The following is a 15,036-nucleotide window of genomic DNA, read 5'->3' as shown; positions in this document are numbered from 1 at the left end:
GATTAGGGCTGGCCCCGGTCCCGTAGTATGCTTCCATTGAAGCCGCCCATGACAGCAGGTTTCTCCCCGTTATCCGTGCGCCGCTTGCGCTTCTCTGCTTTTAAATATTCTTCTTACTTTTTCAGCCCCTTGTCTTTCAGGAATTGTTCAAACTGTTTCTTCACCTCCTCTACATACTTATCCTCGCCCGCTTCCTTCAGCTTGCCGTAGAGCACCGGCCACGTTTCGTCAAAATCAAGCGTCCCGGTCACAAGTCCGCGTTTGTATTCGCCCCATACCGCGTTCAGGTTGGCGATCTCGGTGCTGACCGGCTCCGAATTGAATTTGAACGCCCCAACCGGATTGATTTCGGCTGTTTCGTTGATCTTCTTCGTTTCCTCCCAGACGTTCTCCGGCTGGCCTTCCTTCAGATAGGAATTGAATACGCTGCCGAAAACCCAGTCCATATTCGGTTTATATCGGGAATCCGGGAGTGCGCTAATGTATTCGCCGGACTGCTTCTCGTAATGAACGCCTTCCAGGCCGTTGCAGAGCAGATTGTACAGCTCCTTGTCAGTGTTTACGAGATTCAGCAGCATCATCGCCCGGTCCGGATTCGGCGAAGTGCGGCTGATCGATTGGTTGGTGGTCGCCGAATAACCGTTGGAGAACCAGTTGCTGAGCGGGATGATGACCACGTCGTGTCCGCCGTTTCTCGCCTTGACTTCAGCTTCGACGCCCGGTTTCAGAACGATATGGTAATCCACCGCGATCTTGCCTTTGAAGTCACCCGATTTCACGGTCGCCGCATCCTTGTAAATGTAACCTTCCTTGTACCATTTGCTGGCCAGTCGGAAATTGTTCAGCTCTTCTTCCGGATAACGTTGAAGCGTATAGGTCGGGTCATCCGTCTTGATGTAGAAGTGGTCATCGAGTCCCGGCACGATCCAATATTTGTCGTCATGCACCTGCGGATTGATAAAATCAGTGCCGAAGATACCGAACGGGATCATATCCGGTTCATTGTCCTTGATCTGCTTCAGGAACGGTTCAATGTCCTCAATCTTTTTGATCTTCGTGGTGTCCAGTTTATACTTGTCGGCAAGCTCCTTCAGCACGATAAATCCGTAGCGGGAACCGTTGATCTGTTGGTTAGGGATGCCGTAGATCTTGCCGTCGACGGACAGGCCGTCCCACATCACCTGCGGCACATCGGATTTCAGCTCCGGCGCGTATTGATTCAGCAGATCGTCAAGCGGCTGGATGGCTCCTTTGCGTACCAGCTCCTCCGGCTTCAGCATGTAGCCGGTCCAGAGAATGTCGAATTTCTCGCCTGCTGCAAGCACGGTGTTCATTTTTTGCACGTAGTCGCCGATGGAGACCGGCATCAGCTTGACGGTAGCGTTGATCTTTTCTTTGACGATTTTGTTGACTTCGTCCTGCACCTTCTGCTGATCGGGCTGGAGCTGGGACAACGGATAATACCAGGTCAGCTCGACGGGTTTCAATCCGCTCTCGTTCTTCACATCCGTTGATCCGGCCGTTTCTCCGCCTCCGTCCGCGCTTTTTCCGCCGCCGCATCCGGCAAGGACGGTCGCTGCCAGCAGGATAAACGCCAGCACGCTAAACCACTTTTTCTTCATCTGTGTGACCTCCTGTTTTTATAATCGCTTGCGTGTATGTTAACCCTTGAGGGAGCCAACCGTAAGCCCTTTCACGAAAAACCGCTGGAAGAACGGGAAGATGATCAGCATCGGTCCGCCGGCCAGCACGGCGATCGCCATCCGGGCGGAATTGTTCGGGAAGCTCGCCAGGTCGATGCCCAGCTGCGTCGCAAACTCGGTATTCGTCGTGAGAAATTCAATGCTGTTCAGCGTCCGGACCAGTAGCAGCTGCAGAGGCACCTTACCCGGATCGTCAATGTACAGCATCGCGTTAAACCAGTCGTTCCAATAAGAGAACGAGATCAGCAGGCCCAGTGTAGCCAATGCCGGCGTGGACAAAGGGAGAATGATGCGGAAAAAAATCCGGAATTCCCTCGCCCCATCCATTTTCGCCGATTCGATGATCTCAAGCGGGATCTTGGACATGAATCCTTTCATGACCATGATGTTGAACGGCGACAGCAGCACCGGAAGTATGAGTGCAAGCAGGCTGTCTTTGAGGTGCAGGTACTGGGTCATTAGAATATAGGAAGGAACGAGTCCCCCGCTGAACAACATCGTGAAAAATACGTAAAAGGTCGTCATCCGGTTGTAGCGGTAATCCGGCCGGGAAATGACGTAAGCGGTCATCGCGGTCAGCAGCAGGCCGACGATTGATCCGATCACCGTGACGGTGATCGTAACCCCGTATGCCTGGATCATCACGTCCGGGGCATCCAGCAGATAGCGGTAAGCCTCCAGACTGAACGATTTGGGGATGAATTGATAGCCGTCCCGGGACAATGCCTTCTCATCCGTAAGCGATACGGCGATGACGAGCAGAAACGGCAGCACGACCATGACGGACAGGATGATAAACAGCAGGTTGATCAATACTTTCGACAGCTCCAATGTTTTTGTCAACTTTACGTCACCTCCTTACCATAAAGAATGGTCGGGATTGATTTTGCGCACAATGCCGTTGGCCAGCAGAACGAGTACGAAGCCGACAACCGATTGGTAAAAGCCCGTTGCCGCCGACATGCTCACGTTCCCGATTTCCCGCAGTGCGCGGTACACGTAAGTATCGATAATATCGGTGGATCCATACAGGAAACCTGAGTTGTTCGGAATGAAGTAGTGCAGACCGAAATCACCGCGGAACATGTTGCCGATGGACAAAATCAGCAGTATGATGACCAGCGGCGACAGCAGCGGAATGGTGATCTTGCGGGCCATCTGCCATTTGGTCGCCCCGTCGATCCGCGCCGCTTCGTAATATTCTCCGTTAATTCCCAAAATTCCCGCGAAATAGATAAGCGTATTGAAACCGACGGCCTTCCATAAATGAACCAGAATGAGAATGACCGGCCAAGGAGCCGCGTTCTGATACCAGCTGACCGGATCCATCCCAAACGCTTGCAGCGTCCGGTTGATCAACCCGTCCGCATGGTTCAAAAAAGCATACGCGACGTAACCGACCAGGACCCAGGACAGGAAATGCGGCAGGAACAAGGCGGTCTGATAAAACTTGCTCCATTTCTGCTTGATTTCGTTCATCAGGATCGCAAGCAGCAGTGCAGCCACGGTGGTCACCAAGATGTAGGCGGCATTGTACAGCACCGTGTTGCGCGTAATCCGCCAAGCCGTATCCGTAGAAAACAAATACCGGAAATTATCGAGTCCCACCCATTTGCTGCCGAAGATGCCCAGATCGTACCGATAATTTTTGAAGGCGATGATGAGCCCCACCATCGGAATATAGGCGAATATCAGCTTATACAATATTCCCGGCAATGAGAGCAGGAACAGCTCCCGGTTGTTACGGAAATGGCGCAGCTCCTTCCGGATGATCGATTTTTGCTTGCGCTGCTTTGGCGGCACGTCCGGTGAGGGTAGCAATCCGGTTTGTCCGAGTTCTGGCTCCATCCGTCTGTTTTCTGCGTCACCCGCCAGAGAAACCTTATTCAACATATCGTAAGCCCCTTTCCTCCTTTGCGCTCTGCCTGGTGTCAGGCTTTGCACGTCTAACGATAACGTAAAACCCTTACTGCTGCGTACTGTACAATTGCAGGATCACTGTACTGGCGGGCTGTATAGATGCCGGATTCCTGTATTTACAAGCCTGCAGCCGTTCTTGGGCATGCAAAAGACCCGCCAGGAAAACGGTTCTCCCGTGCGGGTCTTCATCAGGTTCATATGCTTCTCTCTATGGCAGATTTCAGGCGGTACTCCTTGGGTGTGGTTCCGTATCGGCGTTTGAACAAGCGGTAAAAATAGCTTTCGTTGCCGAAGCCGACCTTTTCCATAATTTCCACAACGGTCAGCTCCTGCTGCTCCAAATACGTTCGGGCACGGGCCAGGCGGGTGGCATTAATCTGATCGACGACCGTCGTTCCTTCCTGTGCCTTGAACACCTGCCCGATGTAGACCGAGCTCATCTTCAGCATGTCGGCGATCCGCTGCACGTTGAGATCCGGATCGGCAAAATGCTTGTCGATAATTTCTTTCACGGTATCGGCAAGCAGCCTGTTTTTGTCTTCACGCCCGTTCCGCCGCTGTTCGAATACCTCGCGGACGACATCGAGCAGCACCGTTTCGATTTCATCCAACGTTTCTTTCTCGAGAATGCGCCGGTTGATGGCCTGAACGTTGACCGATACCGGGTTCAAATTGTGATGGTTCATCTCTCCCAGCGTATGGCTGAGCGTAACCGCCAGATGCAGCAGCGCAGAGTACATATTCTCGAAGCTGAATCTTCCGATCAGCTCTCTCCAGCTCCGGATCGCCTGCTCCGTCTCTTCCAGATCGCCGCTCTTTAATCCTTCCGTCAGGCGCCGCTCCAATTCCTGCGGAATGCGGAACGTATCGTTTGCCTCGCAGCTTCGGACCCGCTCAGGCTCTAGCACCGCACCTTTGCCAAAAACCATGCGGTAATTGGCGTGGCGGACAGCCAGGTTATAATGCGCCGTGATTTCGCGGTAGTCTTCAAACGGGTCGCTGAGCGTTACCGTGAAGGTAACCCGATAATATTGAAGGATGGTGTGCTGAAGCTCCCGAAAGCGGTCAGCAAGCATAGCTAAATCCCTGGATTCGCCGCCGACGATAAAGACGAGATGCCCGCTTTTCATATCTGCGGCTTCGCAGGATCCGTGTTTGTGGAGCAGTTCCTGGCCAATATTGGCTATGGCGAAATACAGCAGCGATTCTGCTTGCGATCCCTGGCCGGGGGCAAGGCTCTGTACGTCGTCAATCTGGACCAGAGCCAGACGGAGTCTTGACGGATACGCGATATCGAGCCCGTACTGCTCTCTGATCCGCCGAAACTCCAGTTCGTGTACGCCTTCGCTGAGACCGATCAGGCTGCGCAGGTGATAGACCTTGGCGATGTTCCACTGGGATGCCCTCTCCTGCTCGAGCCCTTTCAGCTTTCCGATCATTTCCGTTACGTTGGCGGCGATGACCGACAGCTCATCCTTCGCCGGGGGAGCATCGCGCCGCTGCGGCGGAACGAGCGTCAGCAGCTGACCGACCGGTTTATACAGCCGCAGCGAAAAAAACACGGACAGCAGCACAGCCAGGACCGCAACGGACAGCGTCACGGCCATCTCCGTCCATTTCATCTGCCGGACGCTGCCGAGCACGTCGTTATAATTCTGGAGGCTGACGATTTGCCAGTTGTTCAGCCCTTTGCTCAAATACGTCACCTTGTATTTATGCGAACCGTGCTTATAGATAAAAGAGTCCAGCGTACTCCCGGTAGATTGGATTCGCGGAAGCAAATCCTTTTTGACGCTCAGCCCCTCCGGCAGCGACCGGTCGTTGGAGATCAGCATGCGCCCGTCACTGTCAGTCACGAACAGCATGTCGTTCTCCCGCTCCGCAACACGATTAAGCGCTTTCACGTTATCCAGCATCCATCCCGGCTTGACGGTCAAAATCAGGACATTATCATTTACGGAACCTAAGGACGGTCCGTCATAAATGAAGAAGGCGAACACATCGATCCCTTCATTTCCGCCGTCCAGATCCATCGGAATCAACTGGAGCTTCGGCAGGTCGCTGCGGGACGACATATAATCCCCCAGCCTTTGATACAGCAGCCTGTTGTCCATATCATGGTTGAGCGATGAGAAAAACCGGTGCTGCGCACCGTTGTAAAAGACGGCAGCGTGGAGATACGGAGACGCCGCTACGGTCTGATTCAGGCGCTCGATCTTCAGAATGCTCTGCTTGTAATCCGCTCCGGATTTCAGTGCGATCAGCTCTTCGTCGTTGTACAAGGATACCGCCAGGTCCTTGACGATGCCGTTCATGTTTTCAATATTATAGTTGATTTGGGTCAGCAGCTTGCGGTCGGCTTCGTTCTGAAGGCTGAGCACTTTGTCGCGTGCGAAGGCGTTCATAAATAGGGAGGCCACCGCCAGCGTGGCGACTACGAGCATAAAGCTGAGCAAGATCCGCTGTAAATATTTCCGCGTACGCAGCATTTGCAGCAAGTTCATCGTACCTCTCTCCCTCCCGATTGTTGGAGTGACCTAACTATAATCCGGTTGATTTTTAGGTGTCAATCCGTTTCTTCAGCAAGCGATCTCGAAATCGCATCCACATCGGGAATAACACTGGGTGCCGCGCCGAACATTTCCTTGAGAAACGTACGCGCCATAACCCAGTGCCCGGCACGGTTCGGATGAATACCGTCCCCTGAACGATAAGCAGGATTCAGTGCCCTTTGTTCCTTTATATAGTCCAGCAGCGGACTGCGTAAGTCGATGATCTGGCCGGCCACATCGCCCGCAGACAGAAGCCATGCGGAATATTGTTCGAGGACGCGGTCATACTCCCGGAATGGTGTGAGATAACTGAAATCCGGCGCGCTTTCGGGCAGAAGTTCGGCGTTCATGGAGGGTGGGTCAAACGGCGGCGGCGTCATGAACACCACCTTGGCTCCTGCCTCTCGGCTGCGTTCGGCTAGACGATACATCCCCTCTTGAAAGGCAGCAAAACGATCCTCGGAGTAAGGATGGTAAATCCCGTCGTTCATCCCGTAACAGGCGGCCACGATCCCGGGCGATACCGTATCCAGCGCGTTCCGAAGCCGATCGTGTACGCAAGGACGCGGAAACGGGTGTGCCGCCTCACTGAGTCCCGACACGGTTTCGCTGGGAACGCCGCATGGAACCAGCTTCATGTCCATCGTCGGCCGATGCTGACGGAGCCAAGCTTCGGTATACCGGATATAATGACCGCTGGCCGTAATGCTGTCCCCCAGAAAAAGAATAACCGGCTTCACGGGCTGATTCGATCTTTCATTCCACCTTAAATCCATAGGTACCTCCCCATTGACATTCTCTAAGCCGATGACGTATCGATCTGCCATGCGTCGGCCTGTAATCTTAATGGTATCGCGGGACGCCGCTCTTCGCCTTGACGATGCCGACATTGTTTAGCATAATATGGACATGATGACCACCAGACTGTTTGCCACGGACATCGGGCTCGAGCCGGGTTTTACGTTCCGCATCCAGAAATGTCCGCTAACGCACGAATATTTTGTACATAGCCACGATTTTTCCGAACTCGTCGTCATTTTGCAGGGCAGCGCCGTTCATATCATTGAAGGGAGGGAATACCCCGTTACAGCCGGCCAGGTATTCTTGATTCACAGCGGCGTATCCCACGGTTACAAAAACGTCGACGGGATTGAATACATCAACGTCATGTTCCAGCCCGAGCAGCTTCTGCAGCTGTCCGAGCTTAGGCTGCTTCCGGGCTTTCAAGCGCTCTTCTACATCGAACCATTTTACCGCAAGGAAATGAACTTCAAGGGCATGCTTACGCTGAACGAAGCGCAGCTGCAGGAAGCGACAAAACTGCTTGACCTGATTTTAACCGAGTATGAGCTGCAGCCGCAGGGCTATCGTCTGATGATTCGCTCTTATTTTACCGCTCTCGTCGGCCTGCTCTCCCGCTATTATCAGATCGGCAGCGGAGCTGATGATAACAAGGCCCTGCGGATCGGTGAAGCCGTCACTTACATTGAAGAGCACTTTCTCCAGCCGATCACCCTGCAAGCGATGGCCGACAAAGCCTACCTGTCCACCCGCCAGTTTCAGCGCGTCTTTACGCGCAACTATCACACAACCCCGATGGATTATGTCATACGCAAGCGCCTGGACTATTCCTGCACGCTGCTTCGCCATCCAAACCTGTCCATTTCCCAGGTGGCGCTCGAAAGCGGCTTTCGGGACCAGAACTATTACGCCCGCCAGTTCCGCAAGGTTTACAACTGTACGCCATCGGAGTATCGGGAAAAGCTGCAGGATTCATAAATACGGGGGAACAACCATGGTTTAAGCAGCGATTGGGCGGGCGATCCGAATCCTGCCGGAAGGCCCTGTTGTGCATCAGCGGGTTACTTCAAACGGTTATACAGGTAAGTCAATACCACTGCCAGTACAGCAGCCCATAATAAAATAATCATGCCACCTGCAGCCCAATTCACCGGTTTCCCTTGGTTCATGCGAGCATCCGCTTTCTTTTTGGCATCCTCAATGACCTCACCAGGCATCATTTTTATAGCAGCCAATACTCCCAGCGGAATCAAAACCAAATCGTCCGCATAGCCAATAACGGGTATGAAATCCGGTATTAAATCTATGGGGCTGAATGCATAGGCAACGACGCACATGGAAAACAGCTTTGCATACCATGGCGAACGTTTGTCGCGATAGGCGAAATAGAGTACAAATACCTGCCTTTTTAATTGTTTGGCCCAAGCTTTCAGCTGTTCCATCATGTCTTCCATTCTCCCTTTGGCTTGTTATGACTCATTTCCTCTATACTATCATCATTTCCAACCACAGGAATTGAAATCACAGCGGAATAACAAATCGAAAATGTCGGGGAATCCCCGGTGGTTCTTTATACTTTCATAAGTGGTTGGTTATAAAAAAACAGCAATGATAGGTTCACGAACAATCCTTTCTATCAATCTATGAATACGGTAAAGATAGAAAGGAGTTGAACATCATGAAGAAACCGAGGACTGTGATTACGATACTTGGCAGTGCAGGCGGTGTCGCGAAAGCGATTCTATCCGTTTTAGAGAAATCCTTCGGAGACACCCGGGATCCGATCCATTCATTCATTTTGCACAGCAAAATTCACTTGATAGATTTAGATCAACAAGACTTGACATACTACGGCTCATTTATGCCCCAGTTGATTCAACAAGCAGCACTGCACCAATTCGATCTAACCGATCTGGACCGGTTCCGCCTGCATTTGTCTGAAACCGGTACGACGCATGTGATTGATGTGTCATGGGCCGATTCGGTTGATATGCTTCATTGCTGCGATCAAGCGGGAGTCCATTATATCAACACGGCGCTGGAATGTCCTGCCGTTGATGAGATCGAGAATCTTGCTGAGTATTCCCTGCTCGAGCGCTATCATGTGTTTCAAGAAGGACGGAAATCAGTTGCGAATTCGAAAGCCATCATTGGCTCAGGGATGAATCCGGGTGTGGTGCAGTGGATGGCTATTCAGCTCATGAAAAAGGACTCCGGTGAAAAGCCGGTGGCTTGCTATATTGTTGAACATGACGACTCCCTGTATAAAGACCCCTCTCTGCTCAAAGACAAAACGATTTATTCCACGTGGTCACCCGAATGCTTTCTCGATGAAGCGATACTGAACTATCCGGTTTTTATGAAACGACAGATTCCGTTTATCATGCAGCTTCCCGTCTATGAGCTTGAATTCAAAGTTACGCTAGGGGATAAGCAGTTTTACGGATCTCTTATGCCGCATGAGGAGGTTCTGTCGCTTGGACATGCTTTTGATCTTGAAACGGGCTTTATATACCGTGTTAGCGAATACACCATTGATTTAATTCGCGGCCATTTGGACACCATAGACGATTTGTGGGATTGGAATCATCAGGTGCTGGATCCTTCCGTCGTCGAAGTTGGTGGACAGGATTTGGTGGGTGTTCTGCTCGTTTATCCGGATAAGGAACGCTATATGTACAATGTCCTTAGCAGCGATGAAATTTTTCCGATCTACCATACCAACGCCACATATTTTCAGGTTGCATGCGGGATTTATGGCGCCCTAAGTACACTGCTGAAAGACGATCTACCTAATGGCGCCTATTTTGTGGACGAACTCCTTATGCAGACGGATAGCCGCTACGGGGATTATCTCAGTTATTACATGAAGGATTTTGTCGTGGGGGAGAACCCGTCTTCCGACGGAATGCTGCTGGATCGAATGAAACGGAAACCTGGTTCCAGCGGCGGCGGGCCAAACGGTCTGCCAGCTTCAGTCTCGTAAACACAAACAAGCAGTCCGAATACGGACTGCTTGTTTGTGCCTTAATTGATTTTGGTCAAGGCCCATTTCTGGGCGTCCGTTCCGTTATCCGTCCACTGTTGAACGGCCGCGCCATCCGCCGTGGACGAACCGGACACGTCAACGACGAGTCCGTTTACTTTGGAAACCAGCTTATAATACCCTCCGCCTACGTCGACAATGCTCCACCACTGAGCGTTTGTCCCGTTATCATCCCACTGCTGCAGCTGGACGCCGGATGCCGTTGACGAATTCGGCACATCCAATACTTTGCCGCTGTGCACGGCAGTAAGCTTGTAATAACCGTCACCCGTGCTTTCGATCCGGAATTGCTGGTTGGTGGCGGTATAATTCGTCCACTGCTGGATTTTGGCTCCGCTGGCCATGGACACGTCAACGACATCCATTACTTTTCCGCTCGCCTTGGAGGCCAAAGTATAAACTCCGTTGCTGATTGAGCTGGACTGGCCATTGTCCTGATATACACGGACGTAGTCCACGAGCATTTGAGCAGGAAACGGCGTCGAATCGTTCGGAGCCCCCGGCCAGTTGCCGCCGACCGCCAAGTTCAGGAGCAGGAAGAACGGCCGCTGAAATTCCTCGGTATTTCCGGTGCCATTCTCAATATAAAATTCATTGAACTGCTGTCCGTCAACGAACCAGCGGATATACTTCGAATCCCATTCGACGCTGTACACATGGTATTGGGAAAAATCGAGGTTGCCCGAAACTCTGCCGTATTCCGCATGCCCTCCCGCATCCCAGTGAACGGTGCCGTTAACATAAGGGTTGTTATTAACTCTCTCCATGATGTCCGTTTCCCCGCTGTACGGCCATCCGACCGTGCTGATGTTGCTGCCCAGCATCCAGAACGCCGGCCACAGCCCTTGTCCGGAAGGCAGCTTGATCCTAGCCTCTATTTTTCCATAGGTAAAGGATTTCAGATTTTGCGTTTTGATACGTGCCGAAGTGTAGTTCATTCCGCCGTATGATTCTTTTCTTGCCGTAATCACCAGATTTCCTCCGGTAACCTGCAAGTTCTGCGACCGGTCCGTATAGTATTGAAGCTCGTTGTTTCCCCATCCGCCGCTGCCCGTGCCGATCTCCGGAGTCCAATTGGAACGGTTCAGCGCGGTTCCGTCAAATTCATCGCTCCATACCAGCTTCCAGTTCGGAGCCGCACTCACCTGTTTGACAGGAAATAAAGCAATCAAAAGACTGACCATGATGATTCCGCATAATCCTTTTTTCAGCATCTTGTTCCCTCCTCATCAAATTGGGAAAACGTCACAGACACTATAAGGAAAATCAGACCTGCATCATTAAAGAGCCCGCCTACGGGACGTTAATCACCTCGCTTTATGCTTGGTATGGTACAGCGGCAGGGAAATCTAGAAGTCTCAATCTACTAAAGCAAGCGCTTACATAGCTAGTATATCCGGTTTGGATAACATTAACAACCTTTATTTATATTTATTTACAATTCATTCATCATTTACCTCTGTTTATTCACTTGATCAAAATCACAATAATTATAGCTGCCGCAACGATGCTAATTACGTAGAAGCCTAGAAGCCTAAACCATTTTTTGCCCGTATCCTGGAAGTATTGTGGATTTTGTTCTTTATTGCTTTGGGATTGTCCAATTCTCATCGTTGCGAAGAGTCCCCATATTAATACGATCACGGCAAAAACCATCAGCCAGACCATGCTGTTCACCCGCCCGTCAAGTAGATTTGTTGCAGTTTCATTATAATCACCATCGGACGTGAACACACCAGCCATTGCAATCGTTCCCTGACCATCCATTTCACTAAATGAAACGGGCCGTGTTCATGAAAACGCAAAACTTTCAGTGAGAAAAAGACGGAAATCGTTAAGCGAATAAGATATATTGGAAAGGATAATAAAAATGTGTCGTAATTGTTGTTCGAGGAAGTGAAAACGGATGTGGGGTCTTGACCGAGAAAGTAAAAAACCATTATATCAGCAAATCGCCGACCACATCGAGCGGCGAATTTCGTTTGGGGAATTTCCGCCCGGCAGCCTGCTCCCTTCAGAAAGGAAATTGGCTGAGCAGATCGGCGTAAACCGGAGCACGGTCGTACAGGCTTTTGCGGAACTCCGTTCGCTCGGGATCATCGAAAGCCGTTCCGGCAGCGGAACTCGGGTGAGCCAATTTAAGTGGGGTGCTTCACCGAAACATACACCAAACTGGAACAGGTATGCCGAAGGCGGGAGCTTTCTTCCGAACCTTCCATTTCTCCGGAGAATTCGGGAAGCTCTGAGCCTGGATCCCTCCCTGGTCGATTTTGCAAGTGGAGAACTTGCGGCCGATCTGGCCCCGACAAGCGAAATCAGCGAAATCATGAGCAGCCATCAGTACGCATCGTATTTGGGATATGACAACCCGCAGGGATATATCCCGCTCCGGCAAGCTCTGGTTCGATATTTGGCCGAATACCGCGGGGTTCAGGCGACGGAATTATCCATCCTGATTACATCCGGGTCTCAGCAGTCCTTATTTTTAATTACGCATTGCCTGCTGTCCCCAGGCGACGCCGTTGCTATAGAGGACCCATCCTATTATTATTCGCTGCCGATGTTCCAGTCGGCGGGACTGCGGATCTTCCGGCTCCCCGTAGATCAGGACGGCATGAGGCCGGAAGAAATTCGTGGACTGTACAAAAAACACCGCATCAAGATGATATTTACGAATCCGAATTTTCAAAATCCTACCGGTACGCTGCTTGCCGACGAACGGCGCCACAAGCTCCTTCAAACCGCAAGCGAGCTCGGACTGCCGATCATCGAAGACGATCCTTACAGCCTAACCGATTACGAAGGCTTACCACGCATGCCTTTAAAATCAATAGATACGTCGGGGTCTGTCATTTACATCGGATCCTTCTCCAAAATCGCCGCTTCGGGACTGCGGATCGGTTGGATGGTTGCTCCGAATTCCGTCGTGCAGAGATTGGCGGATGCCAGGCAGCAGATGGATTTTGGACTTAGCGTCATTCCCCAGCAGGTGGCGGCGCAGTTTTTGGAATCGGACTTTTTTGAACCTCATCTCGGCCGCCTGCGGACAAATCTGATGTATAAGCGCGATCTTCTGATCGAAGCGCTGCGGAAGGAACTGCCGGGGGTGATTCAATTCGTGATTCCGAAGGGCGGTCATCATTTATGGTGCAAGCTGTCTGAGCCAGTCAATGACGCAAAGCTGCTGGAAGCAGCGATCCGGAACGGCGTCGTATTCGTGCCTGGAAGCGTGTACGGTTCGGATGCCGGATTCGTCCGGTTTACGTTCGCGCGTGCAAAGACGGAATGCATTGGACAAGGCATCGCCGGATTTGCCCGTGCGCTGCACAGCTTAAGGAATTAACTTGTTTCCGTTTGGACTATGAAGGCTTCTTCAAGGCAAGCCTGTGGTCTAATTTTTCTTCTGATGGCCGGGGCTTTGGCTTGCGGTGATGTCGCGCACCTCTTCCGGCAGATGATGAGATATGCTGGGGACCTTTTTCGGGAAGTATTCGATCACATCAGACGACAATATGGACACAGCCATGCTGCCGCCGCCCGCAAACGCGCGAAGAAGGACCGGCTGGTTGTACGCGTTGTCAAAAACAAAATCCGGTCCTCCCCAGCTTACGGTTGCATCTCTGCCCGATGGCACATAGGGAACGTGACGGCTGTGGGAATATCGCTGAACGATCTTCAGCCCTGCGCGATCGGCGGCATTAAACAAGGTGGAGGATACCTGACAGATGCCGCCTCCTACGCCTTCAGATAGCTCGCCCCGCACAATGACGGCAGCCCTGCGGTATCCTCTGCCGGTTGTTCGTATGCCGACCACCCGGTTAAATGAGAACCGTTCACCAGGAAAGATGACCGTACCGTCAATCGCTTCGGCCGCCAGAGCAATATTATGCGAGCGGTCTTGGTTGCCGGCGTTGTAGTAAGTAATATAATAACCGATTTGCTTCGAACGCAAAGACGCGAGCAGTTCCGTATCGACCTTCGGATATACCGGGTACGTCGGAACCTCAATCGTGGCCGGCCCGTTCGTTTCGTACAGATACGCATAATATTTCATTAAAAAAGCCCTGCGGTCGAGCTTGTATCCGTTCTTCCCCTCGACAATGCGCCCCCCGGCGTCAAAACTGGCGTTTTGCGCTTCCTTATAGGTTTTCCGGTCCAGTTCGTTGACCCACGCATTATATTGTTCCTTGTCCAGTAAAGGAAACACCCCCAAGCTGTGCGCGTCACGATTGAGCACGGAGATGGTTTTTCCTTCATGGGTGACCGTAAGCTTGTCCTGTGCCTGTTCTTGATCTGCGGTCGGATTATGCAGCAGCATAAACAGGAGGCATGCCGCGGATGTCCATCTCAAGCCTCATCACTCGTTTCATCATGGTGTTTGGAGCAGATCCTGCTTTCATCCTGCTATTATGATGCGATTCCACGGATATCATTCACTTCCATTATTCAAGCATCTTCATTTTTGTATTAGACATTTATATAAGTTATTAATATAATAAAGTCATGAAAAATAAACATGTTTCCAAAGAACTGGACATCGCCGATTTCGTCAAAGTGATTGAAAGCTTGACCCGAATCAACATCCGCCTGCCTTCCATTGATAAGCTGAGCTTTACCACATTGTCGGTACTGCACACACTGACACTGAGCAGTCCGATGCGCCTGACGGAGCTGACCGCCACGGAGCAGGTGACCCAGTCGGCGATCACGCAAATTGTAACCCGGCTGGAGCGGGATGGTCTCGTAGAACGAAGATCCGATCCGAATGACGGCCGCGTAGTTCTCGTACATATTACCCCGCAGGGAGCTAACGTGATCGATTCCCGGCGTCTGGAACGGATCAGTCGGATTGCCGGTTTCGCGGAAAACCTTACGAGAGAAGAGAGTCAGGCGATAGCTGACGCCATCCCGGCATTGAGGCGGCTGGTCGAGATTGCTGGCGACGCGTAGCGGATGTTGCGCTTGAATCGTTCGCCCTATCGTCAGTTCCAAATCACGTCAGAGGAGGATAACT

General features: G+C 51.6%; 13 protein-coding genes. 4 read left to right on the top strand and 9 right to left on the bottom strand.

Features of this window, described 5'->3' with window-relative positions; all coding sequences use genetic code 11:
• Positions 1 to 113: 113 nt before the first annotated feature.
• The 5 genes from IAE55_RS03030 to IAE55_RS03010 all read right to left on the bottom strand — a co-directional run bounded on the left by IAE55_RS03030 (position 114) and on the right by IAE55_RS03010 (position 6,951).
• Complete coding sequence (locus IAE55_RS03030; RefSeq protein ID WP_145157366.1) at positions 114 to 1,622, bottom strand: ABC transporter substrate-binding protein; 1,509 nt, start codon at positions 1,620 to 1,622, stop codon at positions 114 to 116.
• A gap of 39 nt (positions 1,623 to 1,661) precedes the next feature.
• The gene (locus tag IAE55_RS03025; protein ID WP_145157365.1) at positions 1,662 to 2,546 is read right to left on the bottom strand and encodes a carbohydrate ABC transporter permease; all 885 of its coding nucleotides are present in this window, start codon (positions 2,544 to 2,546) and stop codon (positions 1,662 to 1,664) included.
• Positions 2,547 to 2,561: 15 nt separating this feature from the next.
• The gene (locus IAE55_RS03020) at positions 2,562 to 3,596 is read right to left on the bottom strand and encodes an ABC transporter permease (protein WP_145157364.1); all 1,035 of its coding nucleotides are present in this window, start codon (positions 3,594 to 3,596) and stop codon (positions 2,562 to 2,564) included.
• A gap of 221 nt (positions 3,597 to 3,817) precedes the next feature.
• Positions 3,818 to 6,127, bottom strand: a complete 2,310-nt coding sequence (locus IAE55_RS03015) for a response regulator transcription factor (protein WP_200630888.1) — start codon at positions 6,125 to 6,127, stop codon at positions 3,818 to 3,820.
• Between the two features lie 62 nt (positions 6,128 to 6,189).
• Positions 6,190 to 6,951, bottom strand: a complete 762-nt coding sequence (locus tag IAE55_RS03010) for an SGNH/GDSL hydrolase family protein (RefSeq protein WP_200630887.1) — start codon at positions 6,949 to 6,951, stop codon at positions 6,190 to 6,192.
• Between the two features lie 133 nt (positions 6,952 to 7,084).
• Between IAE55_RS03010 and IAE55_RS03005 the strand changes: the two genes are divergently transcribed.
• Positions 7,085 to 7,954: a helix-turn-helix domain-containing protein gene (locus tag IAE55_RS03005; protein ID WP_200630886.1), complete on the top strand. Its 870-nt coding sequence runs from the start codon at positions 7,085 to 7,087 to the stop codon at positions 7,952 to 7,954.
• An 83-nt stretch (positions 7,955 to 8,037) separates the two neighbouring features.
• On the opposite strand, the gene IAE55_RS03000 is transcribed toward IAE55_RS03005, so the two are convergent.
• A complete protein-coding gene (locus IAE55_RS03000) occupies positions 8,038 to 8,421 on the bottom strand; it encodes a YkvA family protein (RefSeq protein WP_145157360.1) in 384 nt (127 codons plus the stop codon).
• 233 nt (positions 8,422 to 8,654) lie between these two features.
• Between IAE55_RS03000 and IAE55_RS02995 the strand changes: the two genes are divergently transcribed.
• Positions 8,655 to 9,962, top strand: coding sequence for an S-adenosylmethionine decarboxylase related protein (locus IAE55_RS02995; protein WP_200630885.1), 1,308 nt, complete (start codon positions 8,655 to 8,657; stop codon positions 9,960 to 9,962).
• A gap of 41 nt (positions 9,963 to 10,003) precedes the next feature.
• On the opposite strand, the gene IAE55_RS02990 is transcribed toward IAE55_RS02995, so the two are convergent.
• Both IAE55_RS02990 and IAE55_RS02985 read right to left on the bottom strand, forming a co-directional pair.
• Positions 10,004 to 11,236 carry an RICIN domain-containing protein gene (locus tag IAE55_RS02990; RefSeq protein WP_200630884.1) on the bottom strand — a complete coding sequence of 411 codons (1,233 nt, stop codon included), beginning with the start codon at positions 11,234 to 11,236 and terminating at the stop codon, positions 10,004 to 10,006.
• A gap of 253 nt (positions 11,237 to 11,489) precedes the next feature.
• A complete protein-coding gene (locus tag IAE55_RS02985) occupies positions 11,490 to 11,765 on the bottom strand; it encodes a hypothetical protein (RefSeq protein ID WP_145945927.1) in 276 nt (91 codons plus the stop codon).
• Between the two features lie 163 nt (positions 11,766 to 11,928).
• Here IAE55_RS02985 and pdxR point away from each other — a divergent pair, with 163 nt between their 5' ends.
• Complete coding sequence (gene pdxR, locus IAE55_RS02980; protein WP_200630883.1) at positions 11,929 to 13,365, top strand: MocR-like pyridoxine biosynthesis transcription factor PdxR; 1,437 nt, start codon at positions 11,929 to 11,931, stop codon at positions 13,363 to 13,365.
• 48 nt (positions 13,366 to 13,413) lie between these two features.
• Here pdxR and IAE55_RS02975 read toward each other — a convergent pair whose 3' ends face one another.
• Positions 13,414 to 14,340 (bottom strand): VanW family protein, encoded by a 927-nt coding sequence (locus IAE55_RS02975; RefSeq protein ID WP_200631167.1) that lies wholly within the window; start codon positions 14,338 to 14,340, stop codon positions 13,414 to 13,416.
• Between the two features lie 185 nt (positions 14,341 to 14,525).
• Between IAE55_RS02975 and IAE55_RS02970 the strand changes: the two genes are divergently transcribed.
• Positions 14,526 to 14,972: a MarR family winged helix-turn-helix transcriptional regulator gene (locus IAE55_RS02970; protein WP_200630882.1), complete on the top strand. Its 447-nt coding sequence runs from the start codon at positions 14,526 to 14,528 to the stop codon at positions 14,970 to 14,972.
• Positions 14,973 to 15,036 lie beyond the last annotated feature (64 nt).

The sequence above is a fragment of the Paenibacillus sp. S28 genome (genome assembly GCF_016624415.1).
GTDB lineage: Bacteria > Bacillota > Bacilli > Paenibacillales > Paenibacillaceae > Paenibacillus_AQ > Paenibacillus_AQ favisporus.
Note: the sequence above shows the minus strand (reverse complement) of the source record. Positions and strands in the feature narration are given on the sequence as shown.